Consider the following 17,312-nt stretch of genomic DNA (forward strand, 5'->3'; position numbering starts at 1 on the left):
CCTTGACAAGGAATGGATGCGCAACCGTGATGCAAGCTGGCGTTTCCTGTTATGCGGACAGGAAGTCACGGCGAACGGACGGGACAGACAGGGACAGACGGGGGCGAAAAAGCCGCGGTGGAGTCCCGGACAAGTCGCGGCAAAACGGTGCGCTACGGCCCGCAGGCCCAGGTCAGTGAATGCGGCCGGCGGCCACGGTCAGTAGCTGCCGTGTACCGGCGGATAGCCGTATCCGGCGGCCGGGGCCTGCTGCGGGGACGCCTGGAGCTGGGGCTGGGGCGCGGCCGCGTGGGCCTCGCGGTCGTAGAACGGGCGGGCGTTGGCCCGCATCCAAATCACCACCGGGTCGTAGTCGTCGGTCATCGCGACCGTCGACACCGGCAGGCCCTCCGGGACCGCGCCCACGGACTGCTGCATCATCGCGCGCACCGAGTCGACCGCGGCCGGCGAGGTGTCGTACACATCCAGGCCGATCGCGAGATACGGCGCGCCGAGGGCGGGCTGCACCCAGGCGCGGCGCAGGGCGCGCAGGGCCGGGGTGCGGTGGGCGTTCTGCGCGAGCAGGGCGTAGAACTGCGGGATCTCGATGCCGGGTTCGGTCAGCCGGAGGGGTCCGGCGGGCTGGCGGTCCAGGCCGGTGGCGATGCGGCGCAGGTCCAGCCAGGGGATGCCGACGCCGCCGCCCGGGGCGTGCGGGTTGAGCCAGAGGCCGTAGTGGTCGGGGTAGAGGGTGCGGGCCACGTCGAGCGCGTCGACGACCTCGTACGACCGGTTCCAGCCGCTGGCCGAGAGTTCCTGGGCGGAGGTGACGCAGGGGGCGTAGTGGAAGCCGTCGACTTCCATGTTTCCGTACTGGGCGTCCGGGGAGCCGGCCTGGCCGTGCCACAGGAGCATCCAGATCTGACCGGAGGAGGGGGTGGCGAGGGCGCGCAGCAGGGCCTCGTAGGCGTCGTAGCGGCCGGGGGTGACCTGGCGCAGCATGTGCGTCACGCTGCCGCTGTGGGTCGCGCTCACCTCGTGCCCTTCTTGTCAGTGCCCTGCGTTGGGAGACAGCTTATGCGCCTAGTAGCCCGGGGCCTCGTGTGCGTGCGCGGGTGCGGGGTCGTGGGGGGTACTCGCGCAGTTCCCCGCGCCCCTTCAGGTACTTCAGTGGCCGTATTGATAGAAGGGGCGGACGGTCGACTTGAGCCAGGTGGCCACCGGGTCGTCGGTCACGTCCAGGAGGACCAGGTTGACCGGCCACGTGACCGGGACTTTCCCGAGGGCTCTGCCCAGGGCCTGCAGGGGGAGGTCACGGAGGTCGCCCTCCCACCGGGAGAGTTCGACGCCGATGAACATGACCGGGTCGTCCGTCTCGATGGCGGCCAGGCAGCGGCGGGCGGTGAGAACCACGCCGGTCTCGGCGAACTCGGCGGACGCGGCGGAGAGGAAGTCGACCGGGTCGTCCTGCCAGTCGGGCTCGAAGAGGCGGACCCGGCCGCCGGAGGCGGGGCCGTCGAGCGGGGTGCGGCCGGACCGGCACAGCTCGGCCACCGCCTCGGGCCGCAGCGGGATGCCGACCATCGCGTCGGGGTTCACCGCGATGCCGACCTGCGCGGGCAGACCGCGGGCGAACTCCACGGCGGGGGCGATGGTGTACGACATGTGGGAGCCGACCGCCCGGCGCAGCTGTTCCTCGGAGCTGAACACCGGGACGTACACCTGGCCGTCGATGTCGAGCGTGGGCAGGTCGAGCGGGCCGCTGCCCGGGCCGCCGCCGCTGGGCAGCGGGACCCAGAGCAGGCTTCGGCCCAGGACCTCGATGATCCGGCCCGCCGCCGTGGGTATGCCGAGGGAGGCCGAGAGCACCTCCTCCAGCTCGTTGCCGGGCCAGCCGCTGTGCGGCTGGGAGTGCGCCTGTGCCGGGAAGTCCGCGGGAATGTCCGCCGGGAAGTCCATCTGCCTACCGCCTGCTGGGAACCACTGCTGTGACCATGAAGGCTAGCGGGTGGCTGTGACAAGACCGCATCGCGCGCATCAGGACCGCGCCTCGTGGGCACGGCCTTCGGGGCTCAGCCCGTGAACGCGATCCGCTGCAGGGTGTCCGCCGCCGGCCGGTCCAGCAGTACCGCCGAGCCGCAGCCCGCGGGCAGCTCGCCCCGGCCGACCGCGCGGAGCAGCCGGGCGGTCGTACGGCGGTGGCGGCCGAAGGCGTAGCGGGAGACGCCCCGGCCGCGCTCGCGCTGGCCCTCGCGGGCGGTCACGGGGGTGACGTCGAGCAGCAGCAGGTGCAGGGTGCCGCCGCGGCGGCGGGCCGCGCGGGCGAGCCAGGCGCGCACCCAGGGCTGGGTGCCGCAGTCGTGGACGACCACGCCCTCCCCGCCGCGCAGGGCGCCGCGCAGGGCGGCGTAGTGCGCGAGGCGGACCAGGGGGCGGTAGACCGCGTAGGGGAAGAAGAGGGGCAGGCGGGCCGCGAAGCGGTCGCGGGTGTCCTGGGAGTCGATGCGGCGGCCGGGGACCGCGCGCCGCATCAGGGTGGACTTGCCGCCACCGGGCAGGCCGGTGATCACCACCAGGTCCCGCGGGCCGAAGAGCAGGGCGCGCGGGCTGCGGCCGGCCCGGTCGCGCAGGTCGCGGACGACCGGGGCCGGGCGCCCGGCGCAGCGTTCGCGCGCCGGGGCGGTGGGCTGCTTGGGCACCGCGATGCCGGTGGTGGCGGCGCTGGCGTACGCCGGGGTGCTGTTCACCGTGATCGTCCTCCCCTGTCGGCTCGGTAATCCCCATGCCCGGTTAATGTAAAGGGAAGGTAATGTACGACTGTCGGCGGTTCCGTGTGCGTACTGCCACAGGTCGGTTACAAAAGCCAGGCTCTGGCTGGCGGGGGTACGGCGTGCAATGATGTGGCCGCCAACTGCATACCGGCCGCTTGAATCCGCGCGGGAGAGTCCCCAGCAGCCTTCGCTGGGGCGCCGAAGGAGCAAGTCCCTCCCTTGAATCTCTCAGGCCCCGTTACCGCGCGGGCGAGGCACATCTGAAAAGCGGGCCGCTGTGTCAGTGGCTCCACCCAAGGTGCAAGCCGTGATCGTCCCCGTGGCGGTCCTGGCGAACCTCTCAGGTTCCGATGACAGATGGGGAGGAACGTTCCTCGCCCGTCCTGTTTGTCCTGGGAGACGACCGTCCGATGAGCAGCACTGAACTCCGACACACCGCGCTCGATGCCGTGCATCGCTCGCTCGGTGCGACGATGACCGACTTCGCCGGCTGGGACATGCCCCTGCGCTACGGCTCCGAGCGCGACGAGCATGTCGCGGTGCGGACGAAGGCGGGTCTGTTCGACCTCTCCCACATGGGCGAGATCACCGTCACCGGCGCCGAGGCCGCCGCCCTTCTGAACTTCGCCCTGGTCGGCAACATCGCCTCCGTCGGCGTCGGCCGCGCCCGCTACACCATGATCTGCCAGGCCGACGGCGGCATCCTGGACGACCTGATCGTCTACCGCCTCGCCGAGACCGAGTACATGATCGTGGCCAACGCCTCCAACGCCCAGGTGGTGCTGGACGCCCTCGTCGAGCGTTCCGCCGGCTTCGACGCCGAGGTGCGCGACGACCGGGACGCGTACGCGCTGCTCGCCGTCCAGGGCCCGGAGTCGCCCGGCATCCTGAAGGCCCTCACCGACGCCGACCTCGACGGCCTGAAGTACTACGCCGGTCTGCCCGGCACGGTCGCCGGCGTCCCTGCGCTGATCGCCCGCACCGGCTACACCGGCGAGGACGGCTTCGAGCTGTTCGTGAAGCCCGAGCACGCCGTGGAGCTGTGGCGGGCGCTGACCGAGGCCGGCGAGGGCGTCGGCCTGGTCCCGTGCGGCCTGTCCTGCCGGGACACCCTGCGCCTGGAGGCGGGCATGCCGCTGTACGGGCACGAGCTGACCACCTCGCTCACCCCCTTCGACGCCGGGCTCGGCCGGGTGGTGAAGTTCGAGAAGGAGGGCGACTTCGTGGGCCGCGAGGCGCTCACCGAGGCCGCCGCCAAGGCTCGGCAGAACCCGCCGCGGGTGCTCGTCGGGCTGATCGCCGAGGGCCGCCGGGTCCCGCGCGCCGGCTACGCCGTCGTCGCGGGCGGCGCGGTGATCGGCGAGGTCACCTCCGGCGCCCCCTCCCCCACCCTGGGCAAGCCGATCGCCATGGCCTACGTCGACGCGGCGCACGCGGCGCCGGGCACCGCGGGCGTCGGCGTGGACATCCGGGGCAGCCACGAGCCCTACGAGGTCGTGGCGCTGCCGTTCTACAAGCGCCAGAAGTGACACCGTCGTAGCCCCGAGCCGTACCCCAGGACGTGACGTCGGGCACATCACCGCTGCTCGCGTGCGTTTCCAGCGGTCCCCCTTCATCAGCACACACGCGCGTACAGGAGAATTCAGGCCATGAGCAACCCCCAGCAGCTGCGCTACAGCAAGGAGCACGAGTGGCTGTCGGCCGCCGCGGACGGCGTGTCGACGGTCGGCATCACGGAGCACGCGGCCAACGCGCTCGGCGATGTCGTCTTCGTCCAGCTCCCCGAGGCCGGCTCCACCGTGACCGCGGGCGAGACCTGCGGCGAACTGGAATCGACCAAGTCGGTCTCCGACCTGTACTCGCCGGTCACCGGTGAGGTCACCGAGGTCAACGAGGACGTCGTCAACGACCCGTCGCTGGTGAACTCCGCCCCCTTCGAGGGCGGCTGGCTGTTCAAGGTACGCGTCGCGGAGGAGCCGGCCGAGCTGCTCTCCGCCGACGAGTACACCGCCTTTTCCGCCGGCTGAGGAGTCGTAGCCGTATGACTGTCCTGAACACGTCCCTGCACGAGCTGGACCCGGAGATCGCCGCCGCGGTCGACGCCGAGCTGCATCGCCAGCAGTCCACGCTGGAGATGATCGCCTCCGAGAACTTCGCGCCCGTCGCGGTCATGGAGGCCCAGGGCTCGGTCCTCACCAACAAGTACGCCGAGGGCTACCCGGGCCGCCGCTACTACGGCGGCTGCGAGCACGTCGACGTCGCCGAGCAGATCGCCATCGACCGGGTCAAGGAGCTGTTCGGCGCCGAGTACGCCAACGTCCAGCCGCACTCCGGGGCCTCCGCCAACCAGGCGGCCCTGTTCGCGCTGGCCCAGCCCGGGGACACCATCCTCGGCCTGGACCTCGCGCACGGCGGCCACCTGACCCACGGGATGCGGCTGAACTTCTCCGGCAAGCAGTTCAACGTGGTCGCCTACCACGTGGACGCCGAGACCGGCCTGGTCGACATGGCCGAGCTGGAGCGGCTCGCCAAGGAGCACCGTCCGAAGGTGATCATCGCGGGCTGGTCGGCGTACCCCCGTGAGCTGGACTTCGCCGAGTTCCGCCGGATCGCCGACGAGGTCGAGGCGTACCTGTGGGTCGACATGGCGCACTTCGCGGGCCTGGTCGCGGCCGGCCTGCACGCCAACCCGGTGCCGTTCGCGGACGTGGTCACCTCCACGACCCACAAGACGCTCGGCGGCCCGCGCGGCGGCATCATCCTCGCCCGCAACAAGGACTTCGCGAAGAAGCTGAACTCGGCGGTCTTCCCGGGCTTCCAGGGCGGCCCCCTGGAGCACGTGATCGCGGCGAAGGCGGTGTCCTTCAAGGTCGCGGCCTCGGAGGGCTTCAAGGAGCGCCAGCGTCGTACGGTGGAGGGTGCCCGCATCCTCGCCGAGCGGCTGACGGCGCCGGACGCCCGCGAGGCCGGGGTGAACGTGCTGTCCGGCGGCACGGACGTGCACCTGATCCTGGTCGACCTGCGCGCGTCCGAGCTGGACGGCCAGCAGGCCGAGGACCGCCTCCACGAGGTCGGCATCACGGTCAACCGCAACGCGGTCCCGAACGACCCGCGCCCCCCGATGGTCACCTCGGGCCTGCGGATCGGCACGCCCGCCCTCGCGACCCGCGGCTTCACGGCCGAGGACTTCGCCGAGGTCGCGGACGTGATCGCCGAGGCGCTGAAGCCGTCCTACGACGCGGAGGCCCTCAAGGCGCGCGTGAAGGCGCTCGCCGACAAGCACCCGCTGTACCCGGGCCTGAACAAGTAGGTCCGGCCAAGTAAGTCCCCGGTGGGGCACCCGACGCAGAGCGCCGGAAGGTGCCGGAAGGTGCCCCACCACCCCCCTGTTTCCTGAGGAGTGACCGTGGCCATCTCGGTCTTCGACCTGTTCTCGATCGGCATCGGCCCGTCCAGCTCCCACACGGTCGGCCCGATGCGCGCGGCACGGATGTTCGCCCGTCGGCTGCGCAACGAAGGCCTGCTGGAAAGGACCGCCTCCGTCCGCACGGAGCTGTACGGCTCCCTGGGCGCCACCGGGCACGGCCACGGCACCCCGAAGGCCGTCCTGCTGGGCCTGGCCGGCGACTCGCCGCGCACGGTGGACGTGGAGACGGCGGACGCGCGCGTCGAGGCGATCAAGGCCGAGGGCCGGATCAGCCTGCTCGGCGAGCACGAGATCCCCTTCGACTTCGACAAGGACCTCGTGCTGCACCGCCGCAAGGCGCTGCCGTACCACGCCAACGGCATGACGGTCTGGGCGTACGACGGTTCCGGAGCGGAGCTGTTCTCGAAGACCTACTACTCGGTCGGCGGCGGCTTCGTGGTGGACGAGGACGCGGTCGGCGCGGACCGGATCAAGCTGGACGACACGGTCCTGAAGTACCCCTTCCGCACCGGCGACGAGCTGCTCCGCCTCACCCGCGAGACGGGCCTGTCGATCTCCTCGCTGATGCTGGAGAACGAGCGGGCCTGGCGCACCGAGGACGAGATCCGCGCGGGCCTGCTGGAGATATGGCGGGTCATGCGCGAGTGCGTCCGGCGCGGCCTGTCCCGCGAGGGCATCCTGCCCGGCGGTCTGAAGGTCCGCCGCCGCGCGGCCGTCTCCGCCCGCCAGCTGCGCGCCGAGGGCGACCCGCTGGCCCACGCCATGGAGTGGATCACGCTCTACGCGATGGCGGTGAACGAGGAGAACGCGGCCGGTGGCCGGGTCGTCACGGCCCCCACGAACGGCGCGGCCGGCATCATCCCGTCGGTCCTGCACTACTACATCAACTTCGTGCCGGGCGCCGACGAGGACGGCGTGGTCCGCTTCCTCCTCGCGGCGGGCGCGATCGGCATGCTCTTCAAGGAGAACGCCTCCATCTCCGGCGCCGAGGTCGGCTGCCAGGGCGAGGTCGGCTCCGCCTGCTCCATGGCCGCGGGCGCGCTGGCCGAGGTGCTCGGCGGCTCCCCGGAGCAGGTCGAGAACGCGGCCGAGATCGGCATGGAACACAACCTCGGCCTGACCTGCGACCCGGTCGGCGGCCTGGTCCAGATCCCGTGCATCGAGCGCAACGGCATGGCCGCGGTGAAGGCGGTCACCGCCGCCAAGATGGCCATGCGCGGCGACGGCTCCCACAAGGTGTCCCTGGACAAGGTCATCAAGACCATGAAGGACACCGGCGCGGACATGTCCGTGAAGTACAAGGAGACGGCCCGGGGCGGACTTGCGGTGAACATCATCGAGTGCTGAGGGAACAGGCCCTGACCAGCGCGTTCGTTTCTTTCAGCGCTGTCGGGGCCTTCCCTTCTTACGCGGCGGAAAGTCCCTGGAGACTCCCTGAGGCAGACGTGAAAGTCCCTGGGAAGTCCCCATGGAAGGGGCTCTTGACCTGTGGGTTCGCGGTATGTGATCAACGCCGGATACACCACTCGCCCACCACTGGGCGTATTAAATCGATCCCCTGGGTCCACCTGAGGGGTACCATTCGATACATGGACGCTGCGGAAAACTCGCGCCTGGAACAGCGGCTGGCCGGCCTCTCCCCCACATTCACGACGGCGCAAGCACGTCAGGCCCTGCTCTCCCCTCGCGATCTGGCGCACTTGGTCACGGAAGCGGAGATAGACGAACTGTCCCGTGGGGTGTATCGGCGGGCAGACGCCCCGGAGACCGCGCACGCGGATCTGCTGGCCGTGTGCGCACGGGCCCCTCGCGCCGTCGTGTGCGGTGAATCCGCCCTGGCCCTGCATGAGCTGATCGACGACATCCCCGCAGCCGTACACATCGCCGTGCCGCGCGGTACACGCCGCCCGACGATTTCCTACCCGCCGACCGTGGTGGCGCAGTACGCCGCGAAGACCTTCGACCTCGGTATCGAACGGTTCGAAGCAGCCCCGGGAGAGACCATCCCCATGTACAACGCAGCCCGCAGCGTCGTCGACGCGATGCGCCACCGCAGCCGCCTCGGCGAGACCCTCGCCCTCTCCGCGCTTGGCCGCTACCTGCGCCGGAGCGGACGCGGCGGGGTCGGCGAACTCCAGCACATCGCACGCGAGTTGGACGCTCTCTCCGTCGTCCGCCCCGCCGTAGAGGCGGTGCTCGCCTGATGGCCAACCCCACCCGCGACACCACCGCCGGCCGCGTCTACAACGACCTGCGCAACCTGGCCCGCCGCAACAGCCGGTCCACGGACGAGGTCATGGTCGAGTACGTCCTCGAACGGTTCCTCTACCGCCTGGCCTCATCGCCCCTTGGCCGGGAACACTTCGTCCTCAAGGGCGGCCTGCTGCTCGCCCAGTTCGGCGCACGTCGAATGACCCGCGACATCGACATCCTCGGCCGCTCGTTCCCAGGCACCGAAACCGAGATCATCCACAGAATCGCGGCCATCGCCGCCACCGAGATCGACGACGGAGCCGTATTCGATCCCACGACGCTCAAGACAGTCCCCATCCGCGAGGAGGACGAGTACCACGGTCTGCGCCTGTCCATGGCTGCCTCTATCGCCCGGGCCCGACTCAAGCTCCAACTGGACGTCAGCTTCGGCGACCCCGTCACGCCCGGCCCCCGGCTCATCGACTACCCACAGCAGCTCACGGAGGAAAGCTTCCAGATCTTCGGCTACCCACTGACCACCGTCATCGCCGAGAAACTCTCCACCGCCGTCTCACTCGGCGACCTCAACACCCGCGACCGCGACTACGGCGACCTCTACCGCTTGCTCACCCTCAACGACCTGGACGGCCAAGAACTCACCAAAGCACTGACCGCCACCGCCACACACCGCGGCATCACTCTGAAACCGCTCAACTCCACCATCACCGACCTCGGCGATCGCCGTCAGACCTCCTACACCGCCTGGCGCCGCCGACAAGGCCCCGCCGCAACCAACTACCCCGAACGCTTCACGGACGTCGTCCGGCAGGTCACCGCCTTCGCAGACACACTTCTCAACGGCGACGCGATCACCCTCACTTGGAGTGCGGCGACCCTCACGTGGTCATGAACCGGACCTGACCGACCGACCAGGCCTTCGGGGCGAACCCGAGACCGACGCATTACGAGTACGGAGCTCACCGAAGCCCTCGGATGCCGCCCGAGCTTCAACGGCCCAACCCCGCAGGCGTCTCACGCAGCATGGGATACGTTGTCATCAGCTCTCGACAAGAAGTCCCCAAAAAGTCCCTGTCGTGATTCAAGGCAAGCCTGGGCATACCAAAACTGCAGGTCAACCCCATGATCAACAGCCGTCCGCATGTCCGTCAAGTACAAGGAGACGGCCCGGGGCGGACTTGCGGTGAACATCATCGAGTGCTGAGGTGAACCGCGTGACGGGTGGGGCGACGACGGGCGGGGCGGCACGGGTGCGGGTGCCGGTGGGCGAGGACGCGCAGCGGTGGGTCACGCGGGTGGGCTGCCGCCGTGTCCTGTTCGTCGTGCACAACGTGACGTCGGCGACGCGGCTGCTGGACGTGCTCCCGCTGTTCCACTCCGACGTCCGGGTGCAGATGTTCGCCACCTGCACCGGTTCGTCCCCGTTCCTGGCCGGAGTGCCCGAGCTGCTGGCGCGGGCGGGACTGCCGGTCCTGCCCTGGGAGCAGGCCAAGGACACGGCGTTCGATCTGGTGGTGTCGGCCAGCTACGGCGGTGAACTGGCCTCTCTGCAGGGCAGGTTGGCCGTGCTGTCACACGGGGTCGGATACAATAAAAGGCTGGCCACACCGGACACCGGACACCGGACACCGGACACCGGACACCCGTCGCCCTCGCCCTCGCCCGTCTTCGGCCTGTCGCCCGACTGGCTCCTGGACGGCGGGCGTCCCCTCGCCACCGCCACGGTCCTCTCTCACCCCGAACAGCTGGAGCGGCTGCGCTCGGCCTGCCCGGAGGCAGCGCCCACCGCGGTGCTCGCCGGGGACCCGTGCTACGACCGCATCCTCGACGCACTCCCCCAACGCGACGCCTTCCGGCGCGCGTTGGGCGTGGAGCCGGGCCGGCGGCTGATCGTCGTCAGCTCGACCTGGGCCCCGCGTTCCCTCTTCGGCGGAGAGCCGGGGACGGACGATCTGCTGCCCTGGCTGCTGTCCGGCCTCTCGGCCGAGCTGCCGGCCGACGAGTACCGCACCGTCGCGGTACTGCACCCCAACATCTGGTACGGCCACGGGCCCGGGCAGGTCCGGGCCTGGCTGGACAACGCGCGGCGAGCCGGTCTCGACGCGATCCCTCCGCTCGACGGGTGGCGCCAGGCGCTGATCGCCGCCGACTGCGTCCTGGGTGATCACTCGAGCGTCACGTACTACGCGGCGTCCATAGGTGTCCCCGTGCTCCTCGGGGCGTTCCCGCAGCAGGATCTCGACCCGCTCTCACCGGTCGCCGCCCTCGGCCGTACCGCTCCCCGTCTGCTGCGTCGAGGCAGTCTCCGCGCACAGATCGACCAGGCCGTCGCGGCGCACGACCCGGGCCGGTTCAAGGAGCTGGCGGAGCAGACCAGTTCGTCCCCCGGGGAGTCGGCCGCCCTGCTGCGCCGCCTGTTCTACGACCTCATGGACATCCCGGAGCCGGGACACCCGGCGCTGCTCGACCCGCTGCCGCTCCCGCCCTACCGGCCGGCCCGTCGTACCGCGCCGGTCCGTGTGCTCGCCGGCGTGGTCGGGGTGGATCCGGCGGAGGTCGCCGTGGTCCGGTACGCCGTCCCCGATGACGGATCCGACCCGTCGGACACCCCCGCGTGGGTCGACTCCGCCCACACGCTCGTCGACGAGGAGACGCGGGACACCGGCCGGCTGCGCATCGCCGACATCGTCGTGCGGTACGCGGACGCGGACGACCCACGGCTCGGGCCGCCGGCCGTCTGGACGGCGGAGGCGCTGGACCGCCACCCGTACTGCGGGCTGGTCGCCTACGTGGACGGGCCGGACCGCTGTGTCGTACGCACCCGCGCCGGAGAACTGGTACGGCTGTCCGCCGCCGCGGGCGCCGACGGGCGAGCCGATCTGTGCGATCCGGCGGCCTACGCCTCCGCGCTCCACGCCTGGCTCGCGAGCGGCAGGAGCCTTGAGCGCGCGGTCCCCGGGATCACCGTACGCACCGGTGCCACGGCGCATCGCGTCGCCGTGGAACCGCTCGCACCGTGAGCCGGGGCTTTCAGCTTTTGGGCCGTCAGCTCAGCGTCAGCCGTCAGCTCGGCCTCAGGCCGTCAGCTCGGCCAGCCGCGACCTCACCTTGTCCAGGCCGGCCTGGTTCCCGTGCTCCTCGTAGCAGGTGGCGGCGGCGCGGAGGTCTTCCGCCTCCTCCGCCGGGCGGCCCGCGCGGCGATGGCACCGGGACCTCGCTTCGAGGGCGTCGGCGAGTTGCAGCGCCGCGTCGGCCTCGGTCATGGCCTCGACGGCCTTGTCCAGGCACACGCGCGCGAGTTCCGCGTCTCCCGCGTCCAGGTGCGCGTCGCCCAGACTCATGTAGACACGGCCCACGTTGTAGGGGTCACCGCCCGGCAGCCGGCGGAACTGCGCCAGGGCGTCGTTCAACCGGGCGACGGCGGCGGTGAAGTGGCCCTGCTTGGTCTGGGCGCGGCCGATGTGGTGTGCCAACAGGGCGGTGGCGCGCGGTACGTCCGTCCAGCCGTCCTGGCCCGGGCCGATGCGGCGGAGGATCTCCTGTGCCTCCTCGAAGCACCGCTGGGCCGCCACGAACTCCCACTGCTTGAGGTGGAGCAGGCCCAGGGACTCCACGGCGGTCGCCTCGCCCCGGTGGTGGCCACAGGCCTGGTCCGCGGCCCTCGCCTCCTCAAGGGCACGGGCCGCCTCGTCCGCCCGGCCGACTCCCATGTAGGCAAAGGCCAGTTGGGTCAGCATGCGGCCCACGGCGCGCGGGTCGCCGAACTCCGCCGCGCTGCGCCGGGCGGCCTCGGCCCCGAGCAGGTGGGTGTCGATCCACTGGGCGTGGAAGCCGAGCAGCAGATGGAGGGCCCACAGGGCCTCGCACAGCTGCCAGACGAGGTCGTCGAAGCCGTGGTGCGCGGCGGCCCGGACGACGGCCGCGAGGTTCTCCCGTTCGGCGCGCAGGTCGGCCAGCGCGTGCTTGCCGTCGGCGGGGTCGCGGTGCTCCGGGAGGGCGAGCCCCCGATAGGCGGGGCCGAGCCGCCAGCGCAGCGGCATGACCCGGAAGTCCCGTCCCGCCGCGAAACGCAGCTGCGCGACCGCCACCCGGCGGACCGCGGCGGCCATCCGGCCGTGCCCGTCCTCGGCGGCCGCGAGCGCGTGGGCGTGGGCCCGGGTGAGGTCGTGGAAGCGGTAGCGCTCCGCCCCGACCTCCTCCAGCAGATGCACTCGGGCGAGCTGCTCCAGCAGCGCCCGCGCCTCGTCCTCGTCGATGCCGGCGGCATGCGCGGCGCACCGTACGGTCACGGTCGGCCAGGGCCACACCGCGATCGCGCGGTACAACGTGGCGCAGTCGGGGCCGAGTTCGCCGTAGGAGACATCCTGGACGGCGCGGACGGGGTCGGCCGGGGCGTCGGGGGTCGGTTCTCCCATGGCGGCGCCTCCCGCGTCGTGGCCGTGGATCCGGTCGGACAGCTGCCGCGCGACCCGCTCCCACGTCAGGTGTTCCCGGACGGCCAGCCCGGCGCCCGTGGTGCACAGGGCGAGGGGGATCCCGCCCGTGCCTTCCGCGACGGCCCGGACGACGGCGTCCGGAGCCGGCGCGCGGTCGCTGCCGGCGACCCGCCTGATCAGGGTGACGGAATCCGCGAGGGACAGCGGCCCCAGGGAATGCGGCCGTGCCCCGTGCTCGGACACGAGAAGCCCCGGCCGGTGCCGGCTCGTGACCAGCACGAGACACTCCGGGGACGCCGGGAGCAGCGGAACGACCTGGGCGTCGCTACGGGCGTTGTCCAGTACGACGATCATGCGCCGCCCTGCCGTGCAGTCGAGGTACAGATCCCGCTGCCGTGCCTCGTCGCCGGGCACCATGGCGGCCGGAACCCCGAGCCGCTCCAGGAACCGCGCGAGCACGTCGGAGGGCTGGAGCGCCGTACCGTCCGACGCGCCCGCCAGGTCCGCGAACAGCACGCCGTCGGGAAACCGGTCCATCAGCTCGAACGCGCACCGGACGACGGCGGCGGTCTTGCCGATGCCGCCCGGCCCGGTGAGCACGGCGATCGTCGGCGCACCCGGGGTACGGCCCTCCTCGTCCAGCAGCGCCGTGAGCCAGGCGAGCACCTCCGCGCGGTCGGTGAACACGGCCGTCGCCGGCGGCAGCATCTGCGGCCGGGAGGCGCCGTGCGCCACGGCGGGTACGGTGCGGGGCGACAGCCACGAGGCCTCGCGGACCCACTCGGTCACCTCGCGGGCGAACTCCGGTGAGCTGCGGGCGAGTTCCAGCAGGAGCCGGGCCGCCTCGGCCTGCTCGGACTCGGTGACGGGCAGTCTGGGCCGACTCGAACCGCACGCTGGGGAGCCGGAGTTGCCCGCACCGCCGGCCCCGGCACGGCGGCCTCGGCTCAGCAGGTCGTAGAGCCGCTCGGAGGTCCGCCGGCCCGCCTCGCCGCCCGCTCCGGAGAGGGCACCCGAAACGACCGTGCCGACAGCCGAGAGCGCCATGCCCATCAACGCTTCCACCTGGACTCCCCCAACTCGCCGTTCCGGCCATGGTATCGACGCGTCGGGGGCGTCAGGCCGCGGCGGCGGGCGGCGGATGTCAGGTGGTGGCCAGCAGCAGGTCCTCCCCCGTCGACGGGCGCAGTCCGTCCGGGCGGCCGCTGAAGTACCGCTCGGCGAGTGAGCCGCCCGAGACATGCCGGACCTGCGGGAAGCCCGCCTCGCGCGCCAGGTGCAGCATCTCCTCGGGCGTGTAGAAGCTGACGAACGGCGTACCCGAGTCGCGGGCGCCCGCCGTACTGGCGCGCAGGCCCGGGCGGTCGGCCTCGGCCACCAGGTCTTCCGGCAGCAGGAAGGTCATGGCGAGGGTGGAGCCGGGGGCCAGCCGGGCGAGCCGGCGCAGGGTCGCGGCCGTGGCCTCCCTGGTGAGATACATCGTGACGCCGCTGGACGCGACGACCGACGGCCGGCCGGGGTCGAATCCGGCCGCGGTGAGCTGCTTCCCCCAAGCCCCGCCGTTCGCCTCGAAGTCGACCGGCACCAGGTGCAGCCAGTCGGGGATGTCGTAACCGAGTGCGGCGAGACGGCCGCGTTTCCACTCCTGCGGGCCGGGGCGGTCGACCTCGAAGACCTGCAGCCGGGACGCGGTCCCGGGGGCGCGCTGGGCGAAGGTGTCGAGGCCGGCGCCCAGCAGGACGTACTGGTCGACGCCCCGGCCGGCCTGCTCGGCGACCAGGTCCTCGATGAACCGGGCGCGGGCCACGACGGCCGCCCGGAACCCGCGGGTGGCCTGCGGGTCCATGTCGGGACGGGCGCGCCAGCCGGCGCCGGGGTCGGCGATGCGCAGGCCGATCTCGTCCCGCAGGACGTGCGGGGGCGGGTCGGTCTCGACGTGCATCGCGCGCCACAGGGCGCAGCGCACGGCGGTGTTGTCGGGTCCGGTCCGTTCGCTCGCCGTCACGGCTGTTCCTTCCCGGGAACCTGGGGAGCCTGGGAACTCTGGGGAGCCTGGAGGCTCCACAGCCGTCCGTCGGGGTCGCGGACCGTCATCAGCCGGGTGCCGAAGTGGGTGTCCTCGAACGGCGTGACCACCTCGACGGCGGGATCGGCGCGGAACGCGTCCGCGTCGGGCACCTTCAGCACGATCTGCGTCTGCGGCTCGCGGTCCTCGGGGATCTCGGCGATGAACACGTACGGTCCGTCGCCGCACCGGAACTGGCCCGAGTTGTGGTCGGTCGCGAACTCCAGGTCGTAGCCCAGCGCCTGGAAGAACTTCGCCGCCCTGCCCCAGTTGTGCGTCTCCAGGAACACGGCCTCGATGCCTTCGGTCGCCATGTCAGGTCTCCTTCTCGGTCGACTGCTGTTCTCGCCCCTGGGCGTCGTCGAGGTAGGCACGCAGCGCGTCTGCGACCAGTGCCGACAAGGACGAGCCCGACTCGATGGCGCGGTACTTGACCTGCTTGATCAGTCCGATCGGCAGGTACACGTTGAACTGCTTGACTTCCTCGTCTCCCACGCCTTCGAGGCTAGCATGCTAGCAATCTAGCCGCCAGCCGCGACATGCCGTACGACGACCGGAGTGACTGATGTTCCTCCGGGAGCTACCGTGCAGTAACCGCTTGCCCCTACGCTGCCGCCAACTCGACCGAAACGAAGGGAAGTTGGGCGATGGGCGCAGTGGGACGGGTGGCGGCACTGCTGGGGGCGGCCGCTCTGCTGATGGTGGGGCCTGGCACCGCGCACGCGGCGGCGCCCAGGTTCTCCGGGACGACGGCGATCGGCACGCACAACGCGTACGAGAAGGCCAAGTACGCGTACTTCGCACAGGCACTGGACTCCGGCGCCTCACTGCTGGAGCTGGACGTGTACGTGGACAGCCTGAGTCACCGCTGGCGGGTCAGCCACAGCAATCCGCTGGGCAACGACAACAACTGCGAGGCCGCGAAGACCCCGGGCGAGCTGTACAGCAAGGACCGCAACCAGGACCTCGGCAGCTGCCTGGACAACATGGCCGCCTGGAACCAGCTCCACCCCGACCACCCGCCGATCGTCATCAAGGTCGAGATGAAGGTGGGCTTCAACAACAACGCGGGCATGGGACCGGACGCGTTCGACGCGCTCGTGTCCCAGAAGCTCGGCAGCGGCGTCTACAAGCCGGCCGATCTACTCGGCGGCACCTACAGCTCGCTCGACGCGGCCGCGAAGGCGAACGCCTGGCCGAGCCGCGACTCCCTCAAGGGCAAGTTCGTCTTCGAGACGATCCCCGGCACGGTCGAGATGGCCAATCCGTTCGACCACTACTGGACGGACCAGGAGTACGGCGACCATCTGCGCGACCTGTACGCGGCCGGGAACATCTCCCGGGCGGTGGCCTTCCCCGCGGTGCTGGGCGCGGCGGGCGGCGACCCGCGGGCGAGCCGCTGGGCCTCCGACACCTCGATCCGGCCCTGGTTCGTGTTCTTCGACGGTGACGCGGCCACCTATGTGAACAACGGCTACGACACCTCGTTCTACTCCACGAACCACTACATCTCGATCATGACCGACGCGTACAACGTGTCCCCGGCCATCTCCTCCACCGACCCGACGGACGCCGAGGTCGCCGCCCGGCTGGCGCTGCTGGCCAAGGGCCACGCGAGCATCATCACCTCGGACTGGTCGGCGAAGCCGGCCTCGGTCCTCAGTTCGGTGGCCGACCGAAGCTGAGGTTCCTGCGCGCGGGGCGGATCGGGCGTGCCATCGTGGGGCATCACTCAACCAGCAACGCCTTTCCCCCCATTGGCACTCCAAGGAGTCCCCCACATGCTCCGCGGCATCGACGTCAGCGCGTTCCAGTCGTCCTCCTACGACACGAGCGGCCTCTCCTTCGCCTTCATCAAGGCGACGGAGGGCCATTCGTACGTCAACCCCCACGCCGGCGCCCAGGCGAAGACCGGCCGTGACGCCGGTCTGGTCGTGGGCTTCTACCACTTCCTGTGGCCCGGCAGCCTCACCGCTCAGGCGGAGTACTTCGTGACCAAGGCCCCGTCGCGGGCGGGCGACATCCTCGCCGTCGACTGGGAGACCACCGGCGACGGCACCCGCGCGAGCACCTCGGAGAAGGACACCTTCCTCAGGAAGGTGAAGGCCCTGCGCCCCGGCCACCGGGTCATCCTCTACACGAACCGCGATTTCTGGCTCAACGTCGACGACACCTCGTACGCGGGCGACGGCCTCTGGATCGCCGACTACGTCACCGCCGGCAAGCCCCGCATCAAGGCGAAGTGGCGTTTCCACCAGTACACCAGCACGCCGCACGACGAGAACGTGGCGGACTTCGCGAGCAAGGCCGCTCTGCAGCAGTGGGCCCACGGCGCATGACGGCCGACGGAGCGGGCCGGCAGCGCCCCTGACGGCCTTCCCCCACGCAGCGCCTCCCGGGGAGTGTCCCCGACTCGGCGGCGT

At 71.2% G+C, this 17,312-nt stretch carries 16 protein-coding genes and 1 riboswitch; of the genes, 9 read left to right on the forward strand and 7 right to left on the reverse strand.

From position 1 onward, the window contains the following. Positions 1-198: 198 nt before the first annotated feature. From AB5L52_RS13805 to AB5L52_RS13815, 3 genes are all read right to left on the reverse strand, one after another. On the reverse strand, positions 199-1,014 hold the full coding sequence (locus tag AB5L52_RS13805) for an enhanced serine sensitivity protein SseB C-terminal domain-containing protein (protein WP_351029954.1): 816 nt from the start codon (positions 1,012-1,014) through the stop codon (positions 199-201). 132 nt (positions 1,015-1,146) lie between these two features. Beyond that, complete coding sequence (locus AB5L52_RS13810; protein WP_369364229.1) at positions 1,147-1,938, reverse strand: enhanced serine sensitivity protein SseB; 792 nt, start codon at positions 1,936-1,938, stop codon at positions 1,147-1,149. Positions 1,939-2,051: 113 nt separating this feature from the next. Then, positions 2,052-2,726: an AAA family ATPase gene (locus tag AB5L52_RS13815; RefSeq protein ID WP_369364231.1), complete on the reverse strand. Its 675-nt coding sequence runs from the start codon at positions 2,724-2,726 to the stop codon at positions 2,052-2,054. A 180-nt stretch (positions 2,727-2,906) separates the two neighbouring features. Further along, positions 2,907-3,004: riboswitch (glycine riboswitch) on the forward strand. Between the two features lie 156 nt (positions 3,005-3,160). On the opposite strand from AB5L52_RS13815, the gene gcvT reads away from it, so the two are divergent. From gcvT to AB5L52_RS13850, 7 genes are all read left to right on the forward strand, one after another. After that, entirely contained in the window at positions 3,161-4,279 is a 1,119-nt protein-coding gene (gcvT, locus tag AB5L52_RS13820; protein ID WP_369364233.1) for a glycine cleavage system aminomethyltransferase GcvT, read from the forward strand. 120 nt (positions 4,280-4,399) lie between these two features. Next, complete coding sequence (gcvH, locus tag AB5L52_RS13825; protein WP_076093870.1) at positions 4,400-4,777, forward strand: glycine cleavage system protein GcvH; 378 nt, start codon at positions 4,400-4,402, stop codon at positions 4,775-4,777. A 14-nt stretch (positions 4,778-4,791) separates the two neighbouring features. Next, positions 4,792-6,060: a serine hydroxymethyltransferase gene (gene glyA, locus AB5L52_RS13830; RefSeq protein ID WP_369364235.1), complete on the forward strand. Its 1,269-nt coding sequence runs from the start codon at positions 4,792-4,794 to the stop codon at positions 6,058-6,060. A 96-nt stretch (positions 6,061-6,156) separates the two neighbouring features. Continuing rightward, a complete protein-coding gene (locus AB5L52_RS13835; protein WP_369364237.1) occupies positions 6,157-7,524 on the forward strand; it encodes an L-serine ammonia-lyase in 1,368 nt (455 codons plus the stop codon). 242 nt (positions 7,525-7,766) lie between these two features. Further along, positions 7,767-8,381, forward strand: a complete 615-nt coding sequence (locus AB5L52_RS13840; protein ID WP_351565077.1) for a hypothetical protein — start codon at positions 7,767-7,769, stop codon at positions 8,379-8,381. Continuing rightward, positions 8,381-9,280 carry a nucleotidyl transferase AbiEii/AbiGii toxin family protein gene (locus AB5L52_RS13845; RefSeq protein ID WP_369364238.1) on the forward strand — a complete coding sequence of 300 codons (900 nt, stop codon included), beginning with the start codon at positions 8,381-8,383 and terminating at the stop codon, positions 9,278-9,280. Before AB5L52_RS13840 ends, AB5L52_RS13845 begins: the two co-directional genes overlap by 1 nt. Before the next feature lie 322 nt (positions 9,281-9,602). Then, entirely contained in the window at positions 9,603-11,408 is a 1,806-nt protein-coding gene (locus AB5L52_RS13850; protein WP_369364240.1) for a hypothetical protein, read from the forward strand. Positions 11,409-11,462: 54 nt separating this feature from the next. Here the strand turns inward: AB5L52_RS13850 and AB5L52_RS13855 are convergent, their stop codons facing one another. The 4 genes from AB5L52_RS13855 to AB5L52_RS13870 form a co-directional block, all read right to left on the reverse strand. Next, positions 11,463-13,889 carry a tetratricopeptide repeat protein gene (locus AB5L52_RS13855; RefSeq protein ID WP_369364242.1) on the reverse strand — a complete coding sequence of 809 codons (2,427 nt, stop codon included), beginning with the start codon at positions 13,887-13,889 and terminating at the stop codon, positions 11,463-11,465. A 79-nt stretch (positions 13,890-13,968) separates the two neighbouring features. Continuing rightward, entirely contained in the window at positions 13,969-14,829 is an 861-nt protein-coding gene (locus AB5L52_RS13860; RefSeq protein ID WP_369364244.1) for a class I SAM-dependent methyltransferase, read from the reverse strand. Continuing rightward, complete coding sequence (locus AB5L52_RS13865; protein ID WP_369364246.1) at positions 14,826-15,203, reverse strand: VOC family protein; 378 nt, start codon at positions 15,201-15,203, stop codon at positions 14,826-14,828. Before AB5L52_RS13865 ends, AB5L52_RS13860 begins: the two co-directional genes overlap by 4 nt. A 1-nt stretch (position 15,204) precedes the next feature. Continuing rightward, entirely contained in the window at positions 15,205-15,384 is a 180-nt protein-coding gene (locus AB5L52_RS13870) for a CopG family transcriptional regulator (RefSeq protein ID WP_076093860.1), read from the reverse strand. A 152-nt stretch (positions 15,385-15,536) separates the two neighbouring features. Here AB5L52_RS13870 and AB5L52_RS13875 point away from each other — a divergent pair, with 152 nt between their 5' ends. Together AB5L52_RS13875 and AB5L52_RS13880 are read left to right on the forward strand one after the other, a co-directional pair. Continuing rightward, positions 15,537-16,574: a phosphatidylinositol-specific phospholipase C domain-containing protein gene (locus AB5L52_RS13875; RefSeq protein ID WP_369364248.1), complete on the forward strand. Its 1,038-nt coding sequence runs from the start codon at positions 15,537-15,539 to the stop codon at positions 16,572-16,574. A gap of 96 nt (positions 16,575-16,670) precedes the next feature. Next, on the forward strand, positions 16,671-17,228 hold the full coding sequence (locus tag AB5L52_RS13880) for a glycoside hydrolase family 25 protein (protein WP_351029977.1): 558 nt from the start codon (positions 16,671-16,673) through the stop codon (positions 17,226-17,228). Positions 17,229-17,312 lie beyond the last annotated feature (84 nt).

It is taken from the genome of Streptomyces sp. CG4 (assembly GCF_041080655.1).
Lineage (GTDB): Bacteria > Actinomycetota > Actinomycetes > Streptomycetales > Streptomycetaceae > Streptomyces.